Raw genomic sequence first — 15,334 nt, forward strand, 5'->3', positions numbered from 1 at the left:
CAGCTTGCGCGACATAATGATTTCCCCCTATGGACGAACAGAAGAGACAGCGAATCATTGCGTATATTCATCACCGGATGGACGAATACGGCATTTCCATTGAGCATCTAGCCAAAGTACTCGCTGAAGAGGAAAAGAAAATAAAGCCCATATTGTTTCGTGATGCGTATGGCAACGTATGGGATGGTGAAGGAGACATGCCCGATTGGCTCAAGCGCGCGGTGCATGCGGGGCAGTCGACCGAGCACTTCATGGTCGAGCCGGAGCAATGACCGGCACGTCCCTGATGCCGCGCGCGATGCCGCATGCGCAGACCATCACGCTGGCTGACGGAGCAAGCGTTGCTTTCGCGCAGGCAGGCAGTGGCGAGCCGATCGTGCTGGTTCACGGTTCGCTGTGCGACTACCGGTATTGGGAGCCACAGTTCGCGCCGCTGGCGTCGACGCATCGCGTGCTGTCGCTTAGCCTCGGGCATTACTTTCCGACGCGCGAGCTGAATTGCGCGCTGCCGTTTAGTTGGAGTGCGCATGTGCAGCAGATCGCCGCGTTCATCGACGAGGTCGTGCGCGAGCCGGCGCACGTGGTCGCGCATTCCCGTGGCGCCTACCTTGCGTTTCATCTTGCCCGCCGCTTTCCCGACCGGTTACGCAGCGTGACACTGGCCGACCCGGGCGGCGCCGTTCAAGGCAGCGATGCGCCAGGCGTGCAGGCGGCGGGTAAGGACAACCCGCTGCGTGCCCGCGCCGTGGCGCTGATTGAGCAGGGCGAGGTGGACGCTGGCCTGGCGTTGTTTGTCGACTCGGTCAGCCGTCCAGGATCATGGATGCAAAGCCCATACGGGTTTAAGACAATGGCGCGCGACAACGCACATACGCTGCGGCCACAAATGGCGGAGCGGATGCCGGCCTTTGCCGCGCACGAGGCCGGCGCAATCACGGTGCCAGTCCTGCTGGTCGGCGGGGAGAAAAGCCCTTCGATCTTTCATCGGAACATCGAATGGTTGCACCAACGCATCGACGGTGCCCGCCAAATGACGATTACCGGCGCCTCGCACGGAATGAACCTGGCGCACCCGCGCGCATTCAATCGCGCGGTACTGGACTTCGTCAATGCGCAAGGCCGGACCCGGTCGTCCGGAAACGGTATGTAGGTAATATACTAACTCATTGCCTCGACCAGCCGGCTTCCATGAAACTCCCTGTCAATCCATTCAAACGTGCATTGGCCGAGGGCCGCGTGCAAATCGGCTTGTGGGTCGGATTAGCGCATGCCTATGCGGCCGAGGTCGTGGCCGGCGCCGGCTTCGACTGGTTGTTGCTCGACGGCGAGCACGCGCCGAACACGGTTCCGTCGATACTGGGACAACTCCAAGCGGTGGCGCCGTACGCGTCGCATCCGATCGTCAGGGCGGCGTGCAACGATACGGTGTTGATCAAGCAGATCCTGGATATTGGCGCACAGACCGTGCTGCTACCGATGGTGCAGAACGCGCAGCAGGCGCGACGCGCCGTGGCGGCGACCCGCTATCCGCCGCGCGGTGTGCGCGGCGTTGGCAGTGCGCTTGCGCGCGCGTCGCGCTGGAACCGCGTGACTGACTACTTGAAGCATGCCGACGACGAGCTTTGCGTACTGGTGCAGGTCGAGACCGCGCAGGGGTTGCGCCATCTCAACGATATTGCGGCCGTCGAGGGCGTGGACGGGGTGTTCATCGGTCCGGCCGACCTATGTGCGGACTTGGGCCACCTGGGGGAGCCCGGGCATCCGCAGGTGCGAGCGGCGATCGAAGCGGCGATCCAGCAGATTCGTGCGGCCGGCAAGGCACCGGGCATCCTGATGTCTGACGAGGCACTCGCGCGCCGCTATATCGAACTGGGCGCGCAGTTTGTCGCGGTCGGCGTGGATACGACGTTGCTGGCGCGTAGTGCCGACGCGCTGGCCGCGCGCTTCAAGCACGCGCTGCCCGAACCGGGGGCGCACGGCGGCGTTTATTGAGGCACAGGCGTGCAGCGGGCGGATCTCGCGCGCCTGACCCTGATTAGCGTATCGGTGAGCCGACCAGCGCGACGGCCAGTGAATCGCCGACGCGCTCGAACACGCCCGGCGTCATGGTCATCGATAGCGCGAACGTGTGCTTGCCGGCGTGTCTCGCGATGTCGAGTTCGTCAATGTCGATTTTCGGCACGAAGCCGCGAGCCTGCGCTTGGCCTGCGACAGTGAGCTTGTAGCCGCTCTTGCCGGTCACGCGCGTGTCGTCGTACGAAGTGCAATTGATGTCCGAGTTGCTCCAATACTGGCAGCCGTGCGATTTGCCGGTCGGCTACTACCGGTACCCGCTGTACGAAATGGGGGGCCGGTTGCGCGCGGTAATTCGTTCGCGCCGACGCAACAGTCCGCTGCGTAACGTGCTGTGGGCACCGGTCGTGCTACTGTTGGGACGAACGGACCCAACCGGGAGACGGGATGACTAAGCCTTTTGTTTTGATGTTTTTTGCGGTTGCTTTGAGCGGCTGCATGCTGATGCAGTATAACCCCGATGCCGGCGAACCCGAGAAGGTTGCCTCGACTGGGCGCAGCACGCAGGACGTGATCGCGTGCATGACCGATGTCGCGAGACGGCATCATGCGTCATTTCGCACGTCGCCGATTCCCCAGGGCCAAATGTTGGATTTCGGCGACTCCAACATCGTGAAGATCCGTACCGATGATGATGGCAGCACGAGCTTCCGGTTCTACCCGGGCAAACGCCATCCGGGCAACCTGTGGATCGAGGGCGCAGCGCGGCAGTGCGCGGATATACCATGACGATCCGTTGCAACGCGGCGGGGACTCGCTGGCATCGCCACGCGAGCGCAGGTTCGTGCGCGCGTCGCGCGATGGCGCACTGTGATGGCTGAACGCGTCGATCTTGCTGCCTATTTTGAGCGTATCGGCTATGCCGGGGCGGCACAGCCGACGCTCCAGGTGCTGAGTGTGTTGCATGCGCTACATCCGCGCGCGATTCCGTTTGAGAACCTTGATCCGTTGCGCGGCGAGCGCGTATGGTTAGATCTAGACCGGATACAGCAAAAACTTGTGACCGGTGGCCGAGGCGGCTATTGCTTCGAGCACAACACACTGTTTGCCGCGGTGCTCACCGAACTAGGCTTCGATGTGACGCCGATGCTCGCGCGCGTCTTATGGATGCGCGACGGAGTCGACGTGACGGCCAAGTCCCATATGTTGTTGCATATCGCGCTACCCGAAGGGCCGTTCATCGCCGATGTCGGCTTTGGTGCGATCACGCTGACGGCGCCATTGCGGCTGGACGCGGGCGTTGTTCAGCCGACGCCATTTGAGCCGGCTCGGCTCATCGGGCAGCCTGCGCTGCAACAGGGCTACGACCTCGAAGTAGCGCTGGGCTCGCGCTGGCAGAAGGTTTATTGGTTCGAGCCGCGACCCACGTATCGAATCGACCATGAGATGGCCAATTGGTACACCTGCGCCCATCCCGATTCCCATTTTGTCCGCGAATTGAACGTGTGCCGCATCGTCGGCGACGTGCGTGCCGTGCTGCGCAACGATCGGCTCACGTTGCGCTTGCGTGACGGCAGCGATCAGCGGCGGCGGCTGGCCAGTGCCGCCGAGTTGGCGGAGTGCTTGGCCGGCACGTTCGGTATCAATATTGACGGCATGGATATCGACGCGTTGTTTGAAAAAGTACGTGAGCCATGACATTGACCATCGTCCCTGATCCAGTATTAGTCTGATTCAGAATCAGAGATTTCCGGCTCCTTTGAATCCGTTGTTGTGGGCATTAACCTGCAACGACGGGCGAATTCGGTGGTGTGACTTAGTACTACAGTCGTAACTATTCACGGTGGCGCGCAACCACGAGCACGATAATGAGCCTGCTGCGCTCGCCATTGATGGGTGCGGCGCCAGATTGACCATCGCAGAACAGCGTTAATCGAGTTTAATCCCCTCCATAAAAGACCTGAGGTTTACCCACAAATATGGGTCACTCGTTTTGCCTGAAGATGCAATACATCTTGGTGACTTCGTACAGGACGAGAAAGCCACGCCATATAACAGTTGCCCCGGGGGGGGGGGCGATCATGCTTGCGCGCGAGATAGCCGCCGAGCTTGGCGACCCAGCGCACCACTTGCGCCAGCGATGGAGGCTCGTTGGGCAGTTTGGTGGTGCTATGCACGCGGCAATACAGCGCGCGCCACTCGATAGGCTGAAGCAAGACTTCGCACGACAAGTGCCCGTCCAGTCGGGCCAGCAACGTCGCATACAAGATACGCCAGCTGATCACGGCAAATAGCGCGGTTGCACGGACGAATCGATCCAGATTGCCGAATTGGCGTGCCTCGACGCGACAGCCGCTTTTGAGCACGCGATGCCACGATTCGATCGTCCAACGACGCGCGTACCACGCCAGGCGCTCCAGCGCTTCTTCATGAGTATGGGTGGGCACCGAAGTGAGCAACATCCATTCAAGCGGCTCGCGCCCTTCGGGCACCGCTGCTTCCAGGGCATGGATCACAAAGACTTCAACATTCGATACGCTTTTGCAGCGCCGGTAGCGCGGCGGGCGCAAGCGCACCTGAGCGCATCGCAGCGTCAGGCGTGCAGTACGCGCCATCGTGCGGCCCGAGCCCGGGATCTGCAATTCGGTTTGCCCCACCAACGGCGCTGTAGCCATCGCTTCGCGCAAGTACTTCTGCGGATGATCCACACTGCGATTCCAACTCGCGCGAACCAGCCAATCGACGCCAGCGGGGCGTTCGGCGACGAATACATCATAGACATCGCCCTCGCGATCGCATACGCCAACGATATGCGTCCGAGGACAATGGTCTTTGAGCGCCGAGAGATGTTCAAGGCCCTCGAGTGGACTGAACCCAAGAAGTTGGACAGTGAACGACTAGGCCTGCGCAAATCGAGTTCGGTACTCGACCGGGCTGAGTCCCCGCAATTTGACCTTGATACGGTCGTGATTGTAGTACCTGATGTAGTTGTCGATGCCGGTTTGTAACTCCTCGACGTTGCGGAATTCATTGAGATAGTAGAACTCTGACTTGAGCGTACCGAAGAAGCTTTCAATGGCTGCATTGTCGAGGCAGTTTCCTCTGCGGGACATGCTTTGGGTAATAGCCCGCTCTTCAAGGCGGCGTCGATATTCTGGCATCCGATACTGCCAGCCCTGGTCGGAATGCAGGACTGGCTTATCGCCGGGTCTCAGCCGGTTGAACGCCTTTTCTAGCATCGCGCTCACCATATTGAACAAGGGACGCTTGGCCATCTCATACGACAGGATTTCGCCATTGTAGAGATCCATGATTGGCGACAGATACAGCTTCTGACCGCCCACGTTGAACTCCGTGACGTCCGTCACCCACTTCTCGTTCGGACGGCTCGCCTCGAACCTGCGCTCCAGTACATTGGGCGCTACGTGACCGAGCTGTCCTCTGTAGACGCGATACATCTTCACCCGAACACAGGATCTCAATTGCAACTGGGCCATCAATCGTCGAACGATCTTGTGATTGATCAGTTGACCGTCCCGCCGGATGACGGCCGTGATCCGCCGATAGCCATACTGCCCCGTGTGTTGATCGAACAGTGTGCGAACCTTCACTTTCAGATCAGCATACTTATCGGCCATCTGCAATGCCTTCTGCTGGTAATAGAAAGTGCTGCGCGCAAGTCCAGCTACCTTCAGAAGGCCTGCAAGCGGATATTGTTGCCTCAGCTCAAGCACGATTTGCGTTCTCTCTCTCGTGCTGACAGCTCGCTCGCTTGAGCCAAGGCCTTCAGCTTTTTTAGATAGGCGTTCTCCATACGGAGATAGCACAGTTCGTCCAGCAATTCCTGGTGGCTTCTCGCATCATCAGCTTGTTGCGCTTTGTTTTGTAATGGAGCGTTCTTCGTCATCTTCCTGCGACGTCCCCTGGAACCCCACGACAGGGCTTCCAGTCCACCTTGATTGTATTGCTGCTCCCAGCGGCCAATAATGTTGAAGCGTCGGATGTTAAACAGTGCGGCGGCCTGTCGATGCGACAGCCCCTCCTCACGCATTCGCTTCAAAACTGAAAGCTTCAATTCGACGCTATAAAACTCCCGCTTCTTCTCGGCAACACCCGCTTCACCGTGTGCGCGATAACCAGCGATCCATTGGCGCAGCGATGGAACGTCGACGTTGTGCCGCTGAGCGATAGTCTTTAAGCCAGCCTCGCCAGAACAGTAGTCTCTGACAGCCACTAGCTTAGCTTGCTCTGTGTATTTTCCCACAAACCCCTCCAGTTGATGTCCAACCTTCGGCGTTCGGTTCATATGGCTGTGGACACGCTGGGCCTGCTGCTGGCGGTGCACATTACGCCGGCCAACGCGCAGGAGCGCACACAGCTAGCCGAGCTTGCCTGTCAGGTTCAGCATGTCACCGCTCAGACGGTAAAACTCGCATTGGCTGATCAGGGCCATACGGGCGACCGCCTGCGCAGGCCGCTCGCGATGAAGGTATGCAACTGCAGGTCATCAAACTGCCTGAGGCAAAGGAAGGTTTCGCGCTGCTGCCCCGCCGCCGGGTAGTCGAGCACAGCTTCGCCTGGCTTAACCGGTTCAGGAGACTGGCACGCGACTACGAGCGCTCGCCCGAAACCCTGGCTGGCCTGCATTTCGTTGTCTTTGTTATGCTCATGCTCGTTCATGCTGTACCCATTATGAAAAGTGCCTAACATGCTCTAAGCCATTGCCAGGCAACTTCTTCGTCTAATTGGGACTCTAAGCCTTGCTCGCAAGCTTGATGCAGATTTGTTCAGGATGGACTAACTAACACTTCCGAAGCACGGCTTTTGTTAGGGCATCATGGCAGGGGAAGTAAGCATGGCGACCGTTTAGCATCCTATCACCATCAATCCGAAAAATAATGTTTCATAAAAGTTGCCATTAAGTTTAATTTTGGATTGTTTATTTCTTTGGGCGATTTAAAATATAAGTATCTTAACTATTTTTATTTTTGTCTGCTGATACTGCTTAGATGTCTTTTGCACGTTGCTTGCGTACTTTTCTAGTATAAATTTGTCGGTTGTGAAAAATAAAAAATGTTTGTTTAATTTGGGGTTTAGACATATAGTGGTTTTATCTGATTGGGAAACTGTGCATATGAGAGTGGGGCTTCATCCTTGTGCGTAGTGCGAGACAACAAAAAGGGGGCGTCGGCAGCGACAGCTGTTTTTTCATGCAAAATTTGGAGTGAGCACAATGGCGAAGTTCCCTAATGTAGCCAGACCACGCTGCCTTTATGTGGTTTCCTTCTTGATCTGTTATTAAACACCCTTTGTGAATTTGACGCAGTTATGCCTCAAGTGCGTTATAGTAAAAAATTTGGTTTTGTGGATGTTTAATCTATATTGATTTTATATTATGACTGAGCCATTTCAACATGAAAATCCTTGGCATCAATTCAGAAGTAGGCCGATATACGATCGATCCGGACGTGGCCCATTTCCGTCTGCCCGACTTCGAGCAGATCGAAGCATTGTTTGGCCCGGCACGCGTCGATAAAGAACCGATCCTTGACCATCATCGCCATGTTGCTGCGGCCCTTCAAGAAGCCACAGATCACGCGCTCATGGGATTGGTGCGCGAGCTGCGTGAGCGCACCGCCGCCGATAAATTGTGCTATGCAGGCGGTGTCGCACTAAATTGCGTCAGCAATTCCGTCATCAAGGAAAGTGGCCTGTTTTCTCAAATGTATGTGCCCACCTCGCCCCATGACGCGGGTACGGCGGTTGGCGCAGCGCTGCATCTTTATTATTCGCTTTCCGGCCAACGTCCATCGCAGGCGGATAATAACCCGTACCTGGGCCCGGCGTTTTCCGATGCCGCTATCGATGCCGCATTCCGTGACGCGGGTCTGTCGCCCCAGCACAGCACCGATCCCGCGCGCGATGCGGCCACGCTGATTGCCGAAGGCAAGATCGTCGCCTGGTTTCAAGGCCGTATGGAATTTGGTCCACGCGCGCTGGGCAACCGTTCGCTCCTGGCTGATCCACGCAGCGCGTCGATGCGCGAAGTGCTCAATGTGAAGGTTAAGCACCGCGAAGAGTTTCGTCCTCTCGCACCCAGCGTATTGGCTGAAGAAGCGGCCAACTGGTTCGAGCTCGGCCAAGCGTCGATGAGCCATCAAACGATGCTGTTCGCCTGCCCGGCCAAACAAGATCGTCAAGCATCGATTCCAGCGGTTCTGCATAAGGACCATTCCGCCCGTGTGCAGATGGTCAGTCGCGAGAGCAATCCTAAATTTCACGCGCTGATCCAGCATTTTTCTGAGATAACTGGTGTACCCGTGGTGCTCAATACCTCATTCAACGATAGGGAGCCTATTGTCTGCACGCCATCGGATGCCATCAAGACGTTCCAAGGAACGGCCATTGATGCTTTGTTTATTGGCGATCGGTTTGTTGTCAGATAAGCCTGTGTTCAATCGTCATACCGACACCAGGATAATCAGGAAACATCGCTCATGCGCCACACAAACGAAGAGAAATGTATTTTTTTCATCACGAAAAACCAGGATCAGGCGACAAACCACCATCAGATAACTGACTGCTTGCCGATAACCCAGTGGCGGGCAATGCATCATCACGGCTTGAATGGGCAAAACGAGACAAATCACGCATTGTCGTCGCCCTATCCCATCAAGATCGTGACGGATGCCTTTCACTATCCCCATGCTGATCAGGTGCTTCCCATACAGCCGGAACAGTTATTCTTCATGGACTACACCTGCGCAGAGGATATAGAACAGGCAAGCGTCCTAGACATCGGCGTTGGCTCGGGCGTATTGAGCATTTTTTGCCTACTCAATGGCGCTAAATCCTGTGTTGGATTAGATGTCAATCCAAGAGCAAAAATATTAGCTGGGCACAACGCCATCCTTAACCATATCGATAAGAATTTCGATATTCGGGAGGGCAACACTTCGGATATTTTTGCATCCGTCAAGGATAAGCAATTCGATTTTATTTGCTCTAACCCTCCGTTCGAGCCGACGCCACCCGGAATCGAGTATTATGTCAATTCTGCAGCCGACATCTATGGGATGGATTTTGTCGAAAAGATATTGTCCAATATCGACCAGCACTTAACAGACGATGGCACGCTTCAGTTGGTCACGATGGCGCCAGGAGATGCGAAGAAGCCATTCAAGCTATATGAAGTCCTCGAAAACTATTTGCCGGGTCTAGCAGTTGAGGTTATTCTAGATCGGCAGCCCATTTCCTATGCTGATTTTGTCAACAGGTTTAACACTATTTTTGGATATGGCGAGGATGTCATTGCTCAAATGAAAAAGACTGCTCGCGATGACGGTGTCACGCACCTCCATATGCTGATATTAAAATATAAAAAAGGACAACGCGGCAGCATCACGGAAAAGGTTGCCGGTAAAACTTATGAGGATTGGACGACCCCGCTTGGGGTGTAGCAATCAATATTGCTTTCACTTTATTTGGATACCGAAAAACTATTTGTGGGTATATTGAACAAAATATAATTGAAATTATGTTTAGCATGCACTATGCTGGCATTGTTCTAATTTGTTGGATTTTAGAAATGCTTCACCTTTTTAATAGTATGTGGTAACCGCTTAGCTTACTCGGTAGGCGGCAAGATAGGGTAAAAATTTTATCTAAATTGGAGGCCATTGATGCCTGCTTACGCCGCTCCACTCACCCATCCGTTATCCACCGCACAAACAGAAATTTGGCTTGCTCAGCAGCTCCATGAAGACAGTCCTGTCTATAACATTGCGCAGTATACAGTTATCCACGGTGGCTTTGATTTGGCTCTTTTCAAGGTGGCGTTGCGGCAGGTAGTCGCCGAAGTAGATAGCCTGCATTTGCACTTTGTCGAAAGTGAGGAAGGTCTGCGGCAGTATATCGGTTCACCAGCATGGTCGCTGTCGGTGGTCGACTTTAGGGCAGAAGCGGAGCCGCAAGCGGCGGCTGAAGCGTGGATGCGTGCCGATTATGAACAGCCAGTAAACATTTTACAGGGCCCACTTTTTCATTACGCATTACTAAAAATCACCTCGGAGAAGGTGCTATGGTACCAACGATATCACCATATCATAATGGATGGGTATGGCTATTTCTTGATCGCACAACGCGTCGCACACGTGTATAGCGCGATATGTGAAGGTGTTGAGCCAGAGCCGTGCCCTTTTGGGTCTGTACTCCAATTGTTAAAAAGTGATGCTCAATACCGCGCTTGCGAACAATGGACTCGCGATGAAGCGTATTGGTCCGAGCGTTATACAGATTGGACTGAGCCGGCCACATTAGCGAGTCGGTCCACGCCCGCTGTGCAGCATCGGCTACGTCAGACAGCCTATCTTCCATGCAAGTCAATCGGCAGCGGCGCGACTAATCCAAGATGTTTGTCTCATTTCATCCTTGCTGCGTTGGCAGCCTATCTTTGCCGTTTAACCGGTGAACAAAACGTCGTATTGGGCTTTGTAGTAAAAGCACGCTTTGGCGTGGACCAGCATGTTCCCGGCATGGCCTCTAATATACTGCCAATTCAGTTGACTGTAAAACCGGACATGGACCTGTCATCAGTGATACAGCAGGCTGCGCGGGGGATTCAATGTGGGCTTCAGTATCAACGCTACCGAAGCGAAACGTTGCGGCGTAAGCTTAAATTGGCACCGGGCCAGCCGCTGTTCAGTACCATAGTCAACGTGATGCCGTTTGACTACGATTTGTCTTTTGGCGGGCACGCATCAGAAAGTCATAACCTGCTTCTTGGTCCAGCCGACGATCTAATGGTTGCAGTTCACACACTTGAGAATAACCATATGCTTCGGATTGATTTTGATGCGAATCCAGCGTGCTATACAACGGATGAGGTCATTGCTCACCAACGTTGTTTTGTTAATTTGCTGAAAACGCTTGCCACTAGCCCTGCGCAGCTGATCAATAGCATCGATCTGCTTGATGCTGTGGAGCGGCAGCGATTGCTGGTTGAGTGGAACGCGACTGAATGCGATTATCCTGCTCATCTATGCATTCACCAGCTGTTCGAAGCACAGGTTACGCGCACGCCCGGCGCGATTGCGCTGGTGTTTGAAGAGCAGACATTGAGCTACGCGGAACTTAATACACGGGCTAACCGTCTGGCGCATCAACTCATTGAATTGGGTGTCAAGCCGGATGCGCGGGTGGCCATTTGTGCCGAGCGCTCGCCGGCAATGGTGGTGGGGCTGCTGGCGATTTTGAAGGCTGGCGGCGCGTATGTGCCGCTCGATCCCGCGTATCCATCTGAGCGCCTCACGCATATTCTCGCTGATACCGCGCCGGCAATTGCGTTAGCTGATACGGCTGGCCAGTCTGCCCTGGGCGACACGGTTCTGGCCTCATTAACCGTACTAGATCCAAACATACTGCCGGAACGGGCGGCCACCAATCCACAGGTGCCTGAGTTGACCGCTCACCATCTTGCGTATGTGATTTATACGTCCGGCTCCACCGGCACGCCGAAGGGCGTGATGGTCGAGCATGCTCAAATTGTCCATTTATTTGATGTCGCAAAACTAGACGACGCCCAAAAGAAAAATCAAGCGTCAACAAACCATCCAGTTTGGATGCAACAAGCTTATGGACTAACACCTGACGATCGTGTCCTTCAAAAGGCGCCTTTTACTTTTGATGTCTCTGTTTGGGAGTGCTTTTGCACGTTGCTCAATGGCGCGACCCTCGTCGTGGCAGCGCCCGGTGTCCATAGGGATCCGTCTGCCCTAATAGAGTTGATGATCCGGCAGCGCATCACGACGGTTCATTTTGTGCCTTCCATGCTCAGCCTGTTTCTCTCTACTGACGGTGTGCAGCGCTGCACCGCTGTGAGACGCCTGCTGTGCACTGGAGAAGCACTCACTAGTACACATGTCCGGCGTTGTCAAAGTCTTTTGCCTCATGCACAACTGCATAACTTGTACGGCCCAACTGAAGCGACGATTGGAGTGGCGGCTTGGACTTGTCCAGCAGAGTATTCGGAAGAAAATATTCCGATTGGTCGGCCTATTGCTAATAACCGGCTTTACTTACTGGATAAGCACGGTCAGCCGGTGCCGCTTGGCGCGACTGGCGAGTTGTACATCAGTGGCGCAAGTGTCGTGCGTGGTTATATGAATTGCCCAGGCCTGACTGCCGAGCGCTTCTTACTCGATCCGTTCAGCGATCGTGAGGGTGCTCGGATGTATAAGACGGGCGACTTGGCTCGTTACCGAGCCGACGGTAATCTAGAGTTCCTTGGACGCAATGACCATCAGATCAAGATTCGAGGTCTTCGAATCGAGCTGGGCGAAATTAAAACATGCCTGGTTAGACATCCATTGGTACGCGAAGCAGCAGTGCTTGCGCTGGGCGAGGGGATGGATAAGCGGCTTGTCGCGTACGTGGTGGCCAAACCGGATCACCGGCTCGCCCATGTGTTGCGCGCGTACTTGACGGCCAGATTGCCTGAATACATGGTGCCGGCTGCGTTCGTGCGCTTGGATGCGTTGCCTTTGACGCCCAATGGCAAGCTCGATCGGCGTGCGCTGCCTGAGCCAGACGCCGACGCGCTCGCGCTTCATGCCTATGAAGTGCCGCAAGGCGAACTGGAGACGATGCTTGCGACGATTTGGGCCGAGTTGCTGGGTGTCGAACGGGTGGGGCGGCATGACAGCTTCTTCGCGCTCGGTGGCCATTCGCTGCTTGCGGTGCGCCTGATGAACCGGGTAAGGACCTTAGGTGCTGACGTGCCACTTGCGTCCCTATTTGCATCACCGACGCTGGCTGCGTTTGCGGCCGTGATGAGTGCGCAATTGCACCAAAGTTCCCATGTACTGCCCGAGATCACGCCGCTCTCACGCGAAGGCCGTCTGCCGTTGTCGTTCGCGCAGCAGCGACTGTGGTTCCTCGCACAACTTGACGGCGTGAGTTACACCTATCATATCCCGATCGCACTGCGCTTGCGCGGGCCCCTCGATCAGACCGCGTGGCAGCAGGCGCTCAATGCGCTGTTCGCGCGTCATGAAGCGTTGCGCTCGACGTTTGTGAGTGTCGATGGCCAGCCACAGGTGCAACTGCTGGCTCCCGACGTGGGCCTGCCGTTGCTCTGGCATGATTGGCGTGGTGTGCCCGACGCCGAGACGCGGCTGGCGCGCTTGAGTGCCGACGAAGCACAGACGCGGTTCGATTTGGCGCATGGCCCGCTGATTCGCGCACAGATGGTGCAGCTTGCTGATGACGAACATCGGTTCTTGCTCACACAACATCATATTGTGTCGGACGGCTGGTCGTTCGGCGTGCTGGTGCGAGAATTGAGTGCACTTTATGCCGCCTATTGTGCCGGTGAGGCCGATCCACTGCCACCGCTGAGCATCCAATATCCGGACTATGCGGCCTGGCAACGGCAATGGTTGTCCGATGAGCGACTCCAGCACCAAAGTGACTATTGGCGTAGAGTGCTGGCCGAGGCGCCGGTGTTGCTAGAGCTGCCCACCGATCGGCACCGTCCCGCACAGCAATCGTTTGCCGGCGCGCATGTGCCGGTGTGCATCGACGCAGAAACAACGCATGCACTTAAATGCATGAGCCACAGGCACGGTACGACATTGTTTATGACGGTGCTCGCCGCATGGGGGGCGGTACTGTCACGCCTGTCGGGACAGAATGATGTGGTTATCGGCACACCGAGCGCCAACCGCAATCACCCTCAGATCGAACCGCTGATCGGATTTTTTGTTAATACGCTCGCGTTGCGCATGGATTTATCGGGTGAGCCGGACATCACTGAATTACTCACGCGCGCGCGGCAATGCACGTTGCAAGCACAAGTACACCAGGATTTGCCATTCGAGCAGGTCGTCGAAATTGTGCAGCCGCCGCGAAGACTAAACCATACGCCGCTATTTCAAGTAATGTTTGCGTGGCAGCAAAACGCCATCGCCGCATGGAAGTTGCCTGGCCTGCAAGTGCTGCCGGTTGAGCCAAGCTGTGATGTGGTCAAATTCGATCTCGAGTTGAGCCTGCAAGAGACCAGCGACGCAATTATTGGGCAATTAGAGTACAGTACCGCGCTGTTTGACCGCTCTACGATTGAACGGCATGTTGGTTATTTACAGACGATGCTGTACGCGATGGTCGCTGATGCACGCCAATCGGTGGCAAGGATTGAACTGCTTGCGCCAGAAGAAAACAAACTTGTGCTTCAAAGTTGGAACGCCACACAACGGGATTATCCAGCCCATTTGTGCATTCACCAATTGTTTGAAGCACAAGCCGCGCACGCACCGGACGCAACTGCACTAATATACGATAAAAAGACAGTCAACTACGCGGAGCTGAACGCGCAGGCTAACCGTCTCGCGCGTCAGCTAATTGAGCGGGGTGTGCAGTCCGATGCGCGGGTGGCAATATGCGTCGAACGCTCTATAGCAATGGTTGTGGGGCTACTCGCAATTCTGAAGGCCGGGGGCGCTTATGTGCCGCTCGACCCTACCTATCCGGCCGAGCGTCTTGCCTATATCCTTGCGGATTCCGCGCCAACGATTGTGCTGGCTGATGCAGTGGGCTACGCAGCGCTCGGTGACACTGCGCTTGCCTCCTGCACCGTGCTCGATCCAAATGTGTTGCCAGCATTGCCCGATACTAATCCACAAGTGCCCGGTCTGACTGCTCGTCACCTCGCATATGTAATCTACACGTCTGGTTCGACCGGCACCCCAAAAGGTGTAATGGTTGAGCATCGAAGCGTTGTGAATCTAGTGACGGCTGCGGCGCAAACACTTGAACTGACCGTACAAGATAGGATGCTGCAATTTTCCTCGCTGTCTTTTGATACTTCAGTGGGGGAAATCTTTACTTTTTTAACGCATGGCGCCACTGTAGTACTGAGTACAAAGGCATGGCTGACCGAAGGCCAGCAGTTTTGGAAGCTTTGCAAGGCCAACCGCTTGAGCGTAGTCGACTTACCGGTTCAGTTTTGGGCGCAGCTAGTCCAGGAAAAGGCTTCCGTTGCAGACAGTGTGCGCGCAATTCTGATTGGTGGCGACGCCTTAAGTGCATCGGCACACAATGCGTGGTTTTCTTGCTCGGGCTATCGGCCACGCTTGTTAAACGCGTATGGCCCCACTGAAACGACGATTGCCGCTACGATACACGAGGTCACAGATGAGGATGGCAGTTGGCGTGCGATTGGTCGTCCGCTAGCCAACACACGGCTCTATATTTTAAACGCGCACAGCCAACCAGTGCCGTTGGGCGCGGTCGGTGAGCTGTATATCGGTGGTGCAGGCGTGGC

At 55.6% G+C, this 15,334-nt stretch carries 12 protein-coding genes and 1 pseudogene; 10 read left to right on the forward strand and 3 right to left on the reverse strand.

Annotation, left to right across the window (positions count from 1 at the left end):
- The first annotated feature begins 29 nt into the window (after positions 1-29).
- From KPG66_RS14535 to hpaI, 3 genes are read left to right on the forward strand one after another with little or no spacing between them, the layout of a single operon-like run.
- On the forward strand, positions 30-272 hold the full coding sequence (locus KPG66_RS14535) for an H-NS family nucleoid-associated regulatory protein (RefSeq protein ID WP_013428377.1): 243 nt from the start codon (positions 30-32) through the stop codon (positions 270-272).
- Entirely contained in the window at positions 269-1,150 is an 882-nt protein-coding gene (locus KPG66_RS14540) for an alpha/beta fold hydrolase (RefSeq protein WP_013428378.1), read from the forward strand. Before KPG66_RS14535 ends, KPG66_RS14540 begins: the two co-directional genes overlap by 4 nt.
- A 38-nt stretch (positions 1,151-1,188) precedes the next feature.
- The gene (hpaI, locus tag KPG66_RS14545) at positions 1,189-1,992 is read left to right on the forward strand and encodes a 4-hydroxy-2-oxoheptanedioate aldolase (RefSeq protein ID WP_013428379.1); all 804 of its coding nucleotides are present in this window, start codon (positions 1,189-1,191) and stop codon (positions 1,990-1,992) included.
- A gap of 43 nt (positions 1,993-2,035) precedes the next feature.
- Here the strand turns inward: hpaI and KPG66_RS14550 are convergent, their stop codons facing one another.
- Positions 2,036-2,242, reverse strand: a complete 207-nt coding sequence (locus KPG66_RS14550) for a hypothetical protein (RefSeq protein WP_013428380.1) — start codon at positions 2,240-2,242, stop codon at positions 2,036-2,038.
- A 28-nt stretch (positions 2,243-2,270) separates the two neighbouring features.
- On the opposite strand from KPG66_RS14550, the gene KPG66_RS14555 reads away from it, so the two are divergent.
- The 3 genes from KPG66_RS14555 to KPG66_RS14565 all read left to right on the forward strand — a co-directional run bounded on the left by KPG66_RS14555 (position 2,271) and on the right by KPG66_RS14565 (position 3,711).
- The gene (locus tag KPG66_RS14555) at positions 2,271-2,468 is read left to right on the forward strand and encodes a hypothetical protein (RefSeq protein WP_157864508.1); all 198 of its coding nucleotides are present in this window, start codon (positions 2,271-2,273) and stop codon (positions 2,466-2,468) included.
- Positions 2,461-2,802 (forward strand): hypothetical protein, encoded by a 342-nt coding sequence (locus tag KPG66_RS14560; RefSeq protein ID WP_013428382.1) that lies wholly within the window; start codon positions 2,461-2,463, stop codon positions 2,800-2,802. The genes KPG66_RS14555 and KPG66_RS14560 overlap by 8 nt, the downstream gene beginning before the upstream one ends.
- A gap of 84 nt (positions 2,803-2,886) precedes the next feature.
- On the forward strand, positions 2,887-3,711 hold the full coding sequence (locus KPG66_RS14565; RefSeq protein WP_041754664.1) for an arylamine N-acetyltransferase family protein: 825 nt from the start codon (positions 2,887-2,889) through the stop codon (positions 3,709-3,711).
- 269 nt (positions 3,712-3,980) lie between these two features.
- On the opposite strand, the gene KPG66_RS14570 is transcribed toward KPG66_RS14565, so the two are convergent.
- Positions 3,981-4,823, reverse strand: a complete 843-nt coding sequence (locus KPG66_RS14570) for an IS4 family transposase (protein WP_237071272.1) — start codon at positions 4,821-4,823, stop codon at positions 3,981-3,983.
- 87 nt (positions 4,824-4,910) lie between these two features.
- Positions 4,911-6,277, reverse strand: a protein-coding gene (locus KPG66_RS14575; RefSeq protein ID WP_442929451.1) for an IS3 family transposase whose coding sequence is annotated in 2 segments (ribosomal slippage) — positions 4,911-5,789 and positions 5,792-6,277 — 1,365 coding nt in all. Because the reading frame shifts where the segments join, the coding sequence is not laid out codon by codon here.
- A 36-nt stretch (positions 6,278-6,313) separates the two neighbouring features.
- On the opposite strand from KPG66_RS14575, the pseudogene KPG66_RS14580 reads away from it, so the two are divergent.
- The 4 genes and pseudogenes from KPG66_RS14580 to KPG66_RS14595 form a co-directional block, all read left to right on the forward strand.
- Positions 6,314-6,720: pseudogene (locus tag KPG66_RS14580) on the forward strand (transposase); the annotation flags it as partial.
- A gap of 707 nt (positions 6,721-7,427) precedes the next feature.
- Complete coding sequence (locus tag KPG66_RS14585; RefSeq protein ID WP_237071270.1) at positions 7,428-8,459, forward strand: carbamoyltransferase C-terminal domain-containing protein; 1,032 nt, start codon at positions 7,428-7,430, stop codon at positions 8,457-8,459.
- A gap of 51 nt (positions 8,460-8,510) precedes the next feature.
- A complete protein-coding gene (locus KPG66_RS14590) occupies positions 8,511-9,473 on the forward strand; it encodes a methyltransferase (protein ID WP_013428391.1) in 963 nt (320 codons plus the stop codon).
- A gap of 222 nt (positions 9,474-9,695) precedes the next feature.
- A partial coding sequence (locus KPG66_RS14595) for a non-ribosomal peptide synthetase (protein ID WP_237071271.1) occupies positions 9,696-15,334 on the forward strand: 5,639 nt, incomplete at its 3' end.

The organism is Mycetohabitans sp. B2, assembly GCF_021733735.1.
Classification (GTDB): domain Bacteria; phylum Pseudomonadota; class Gammaproteobacteria; order Burkholderiales; family Burkholderiaceae; genus Mycetohabitans; species Mycetohabitans rhizoxinica.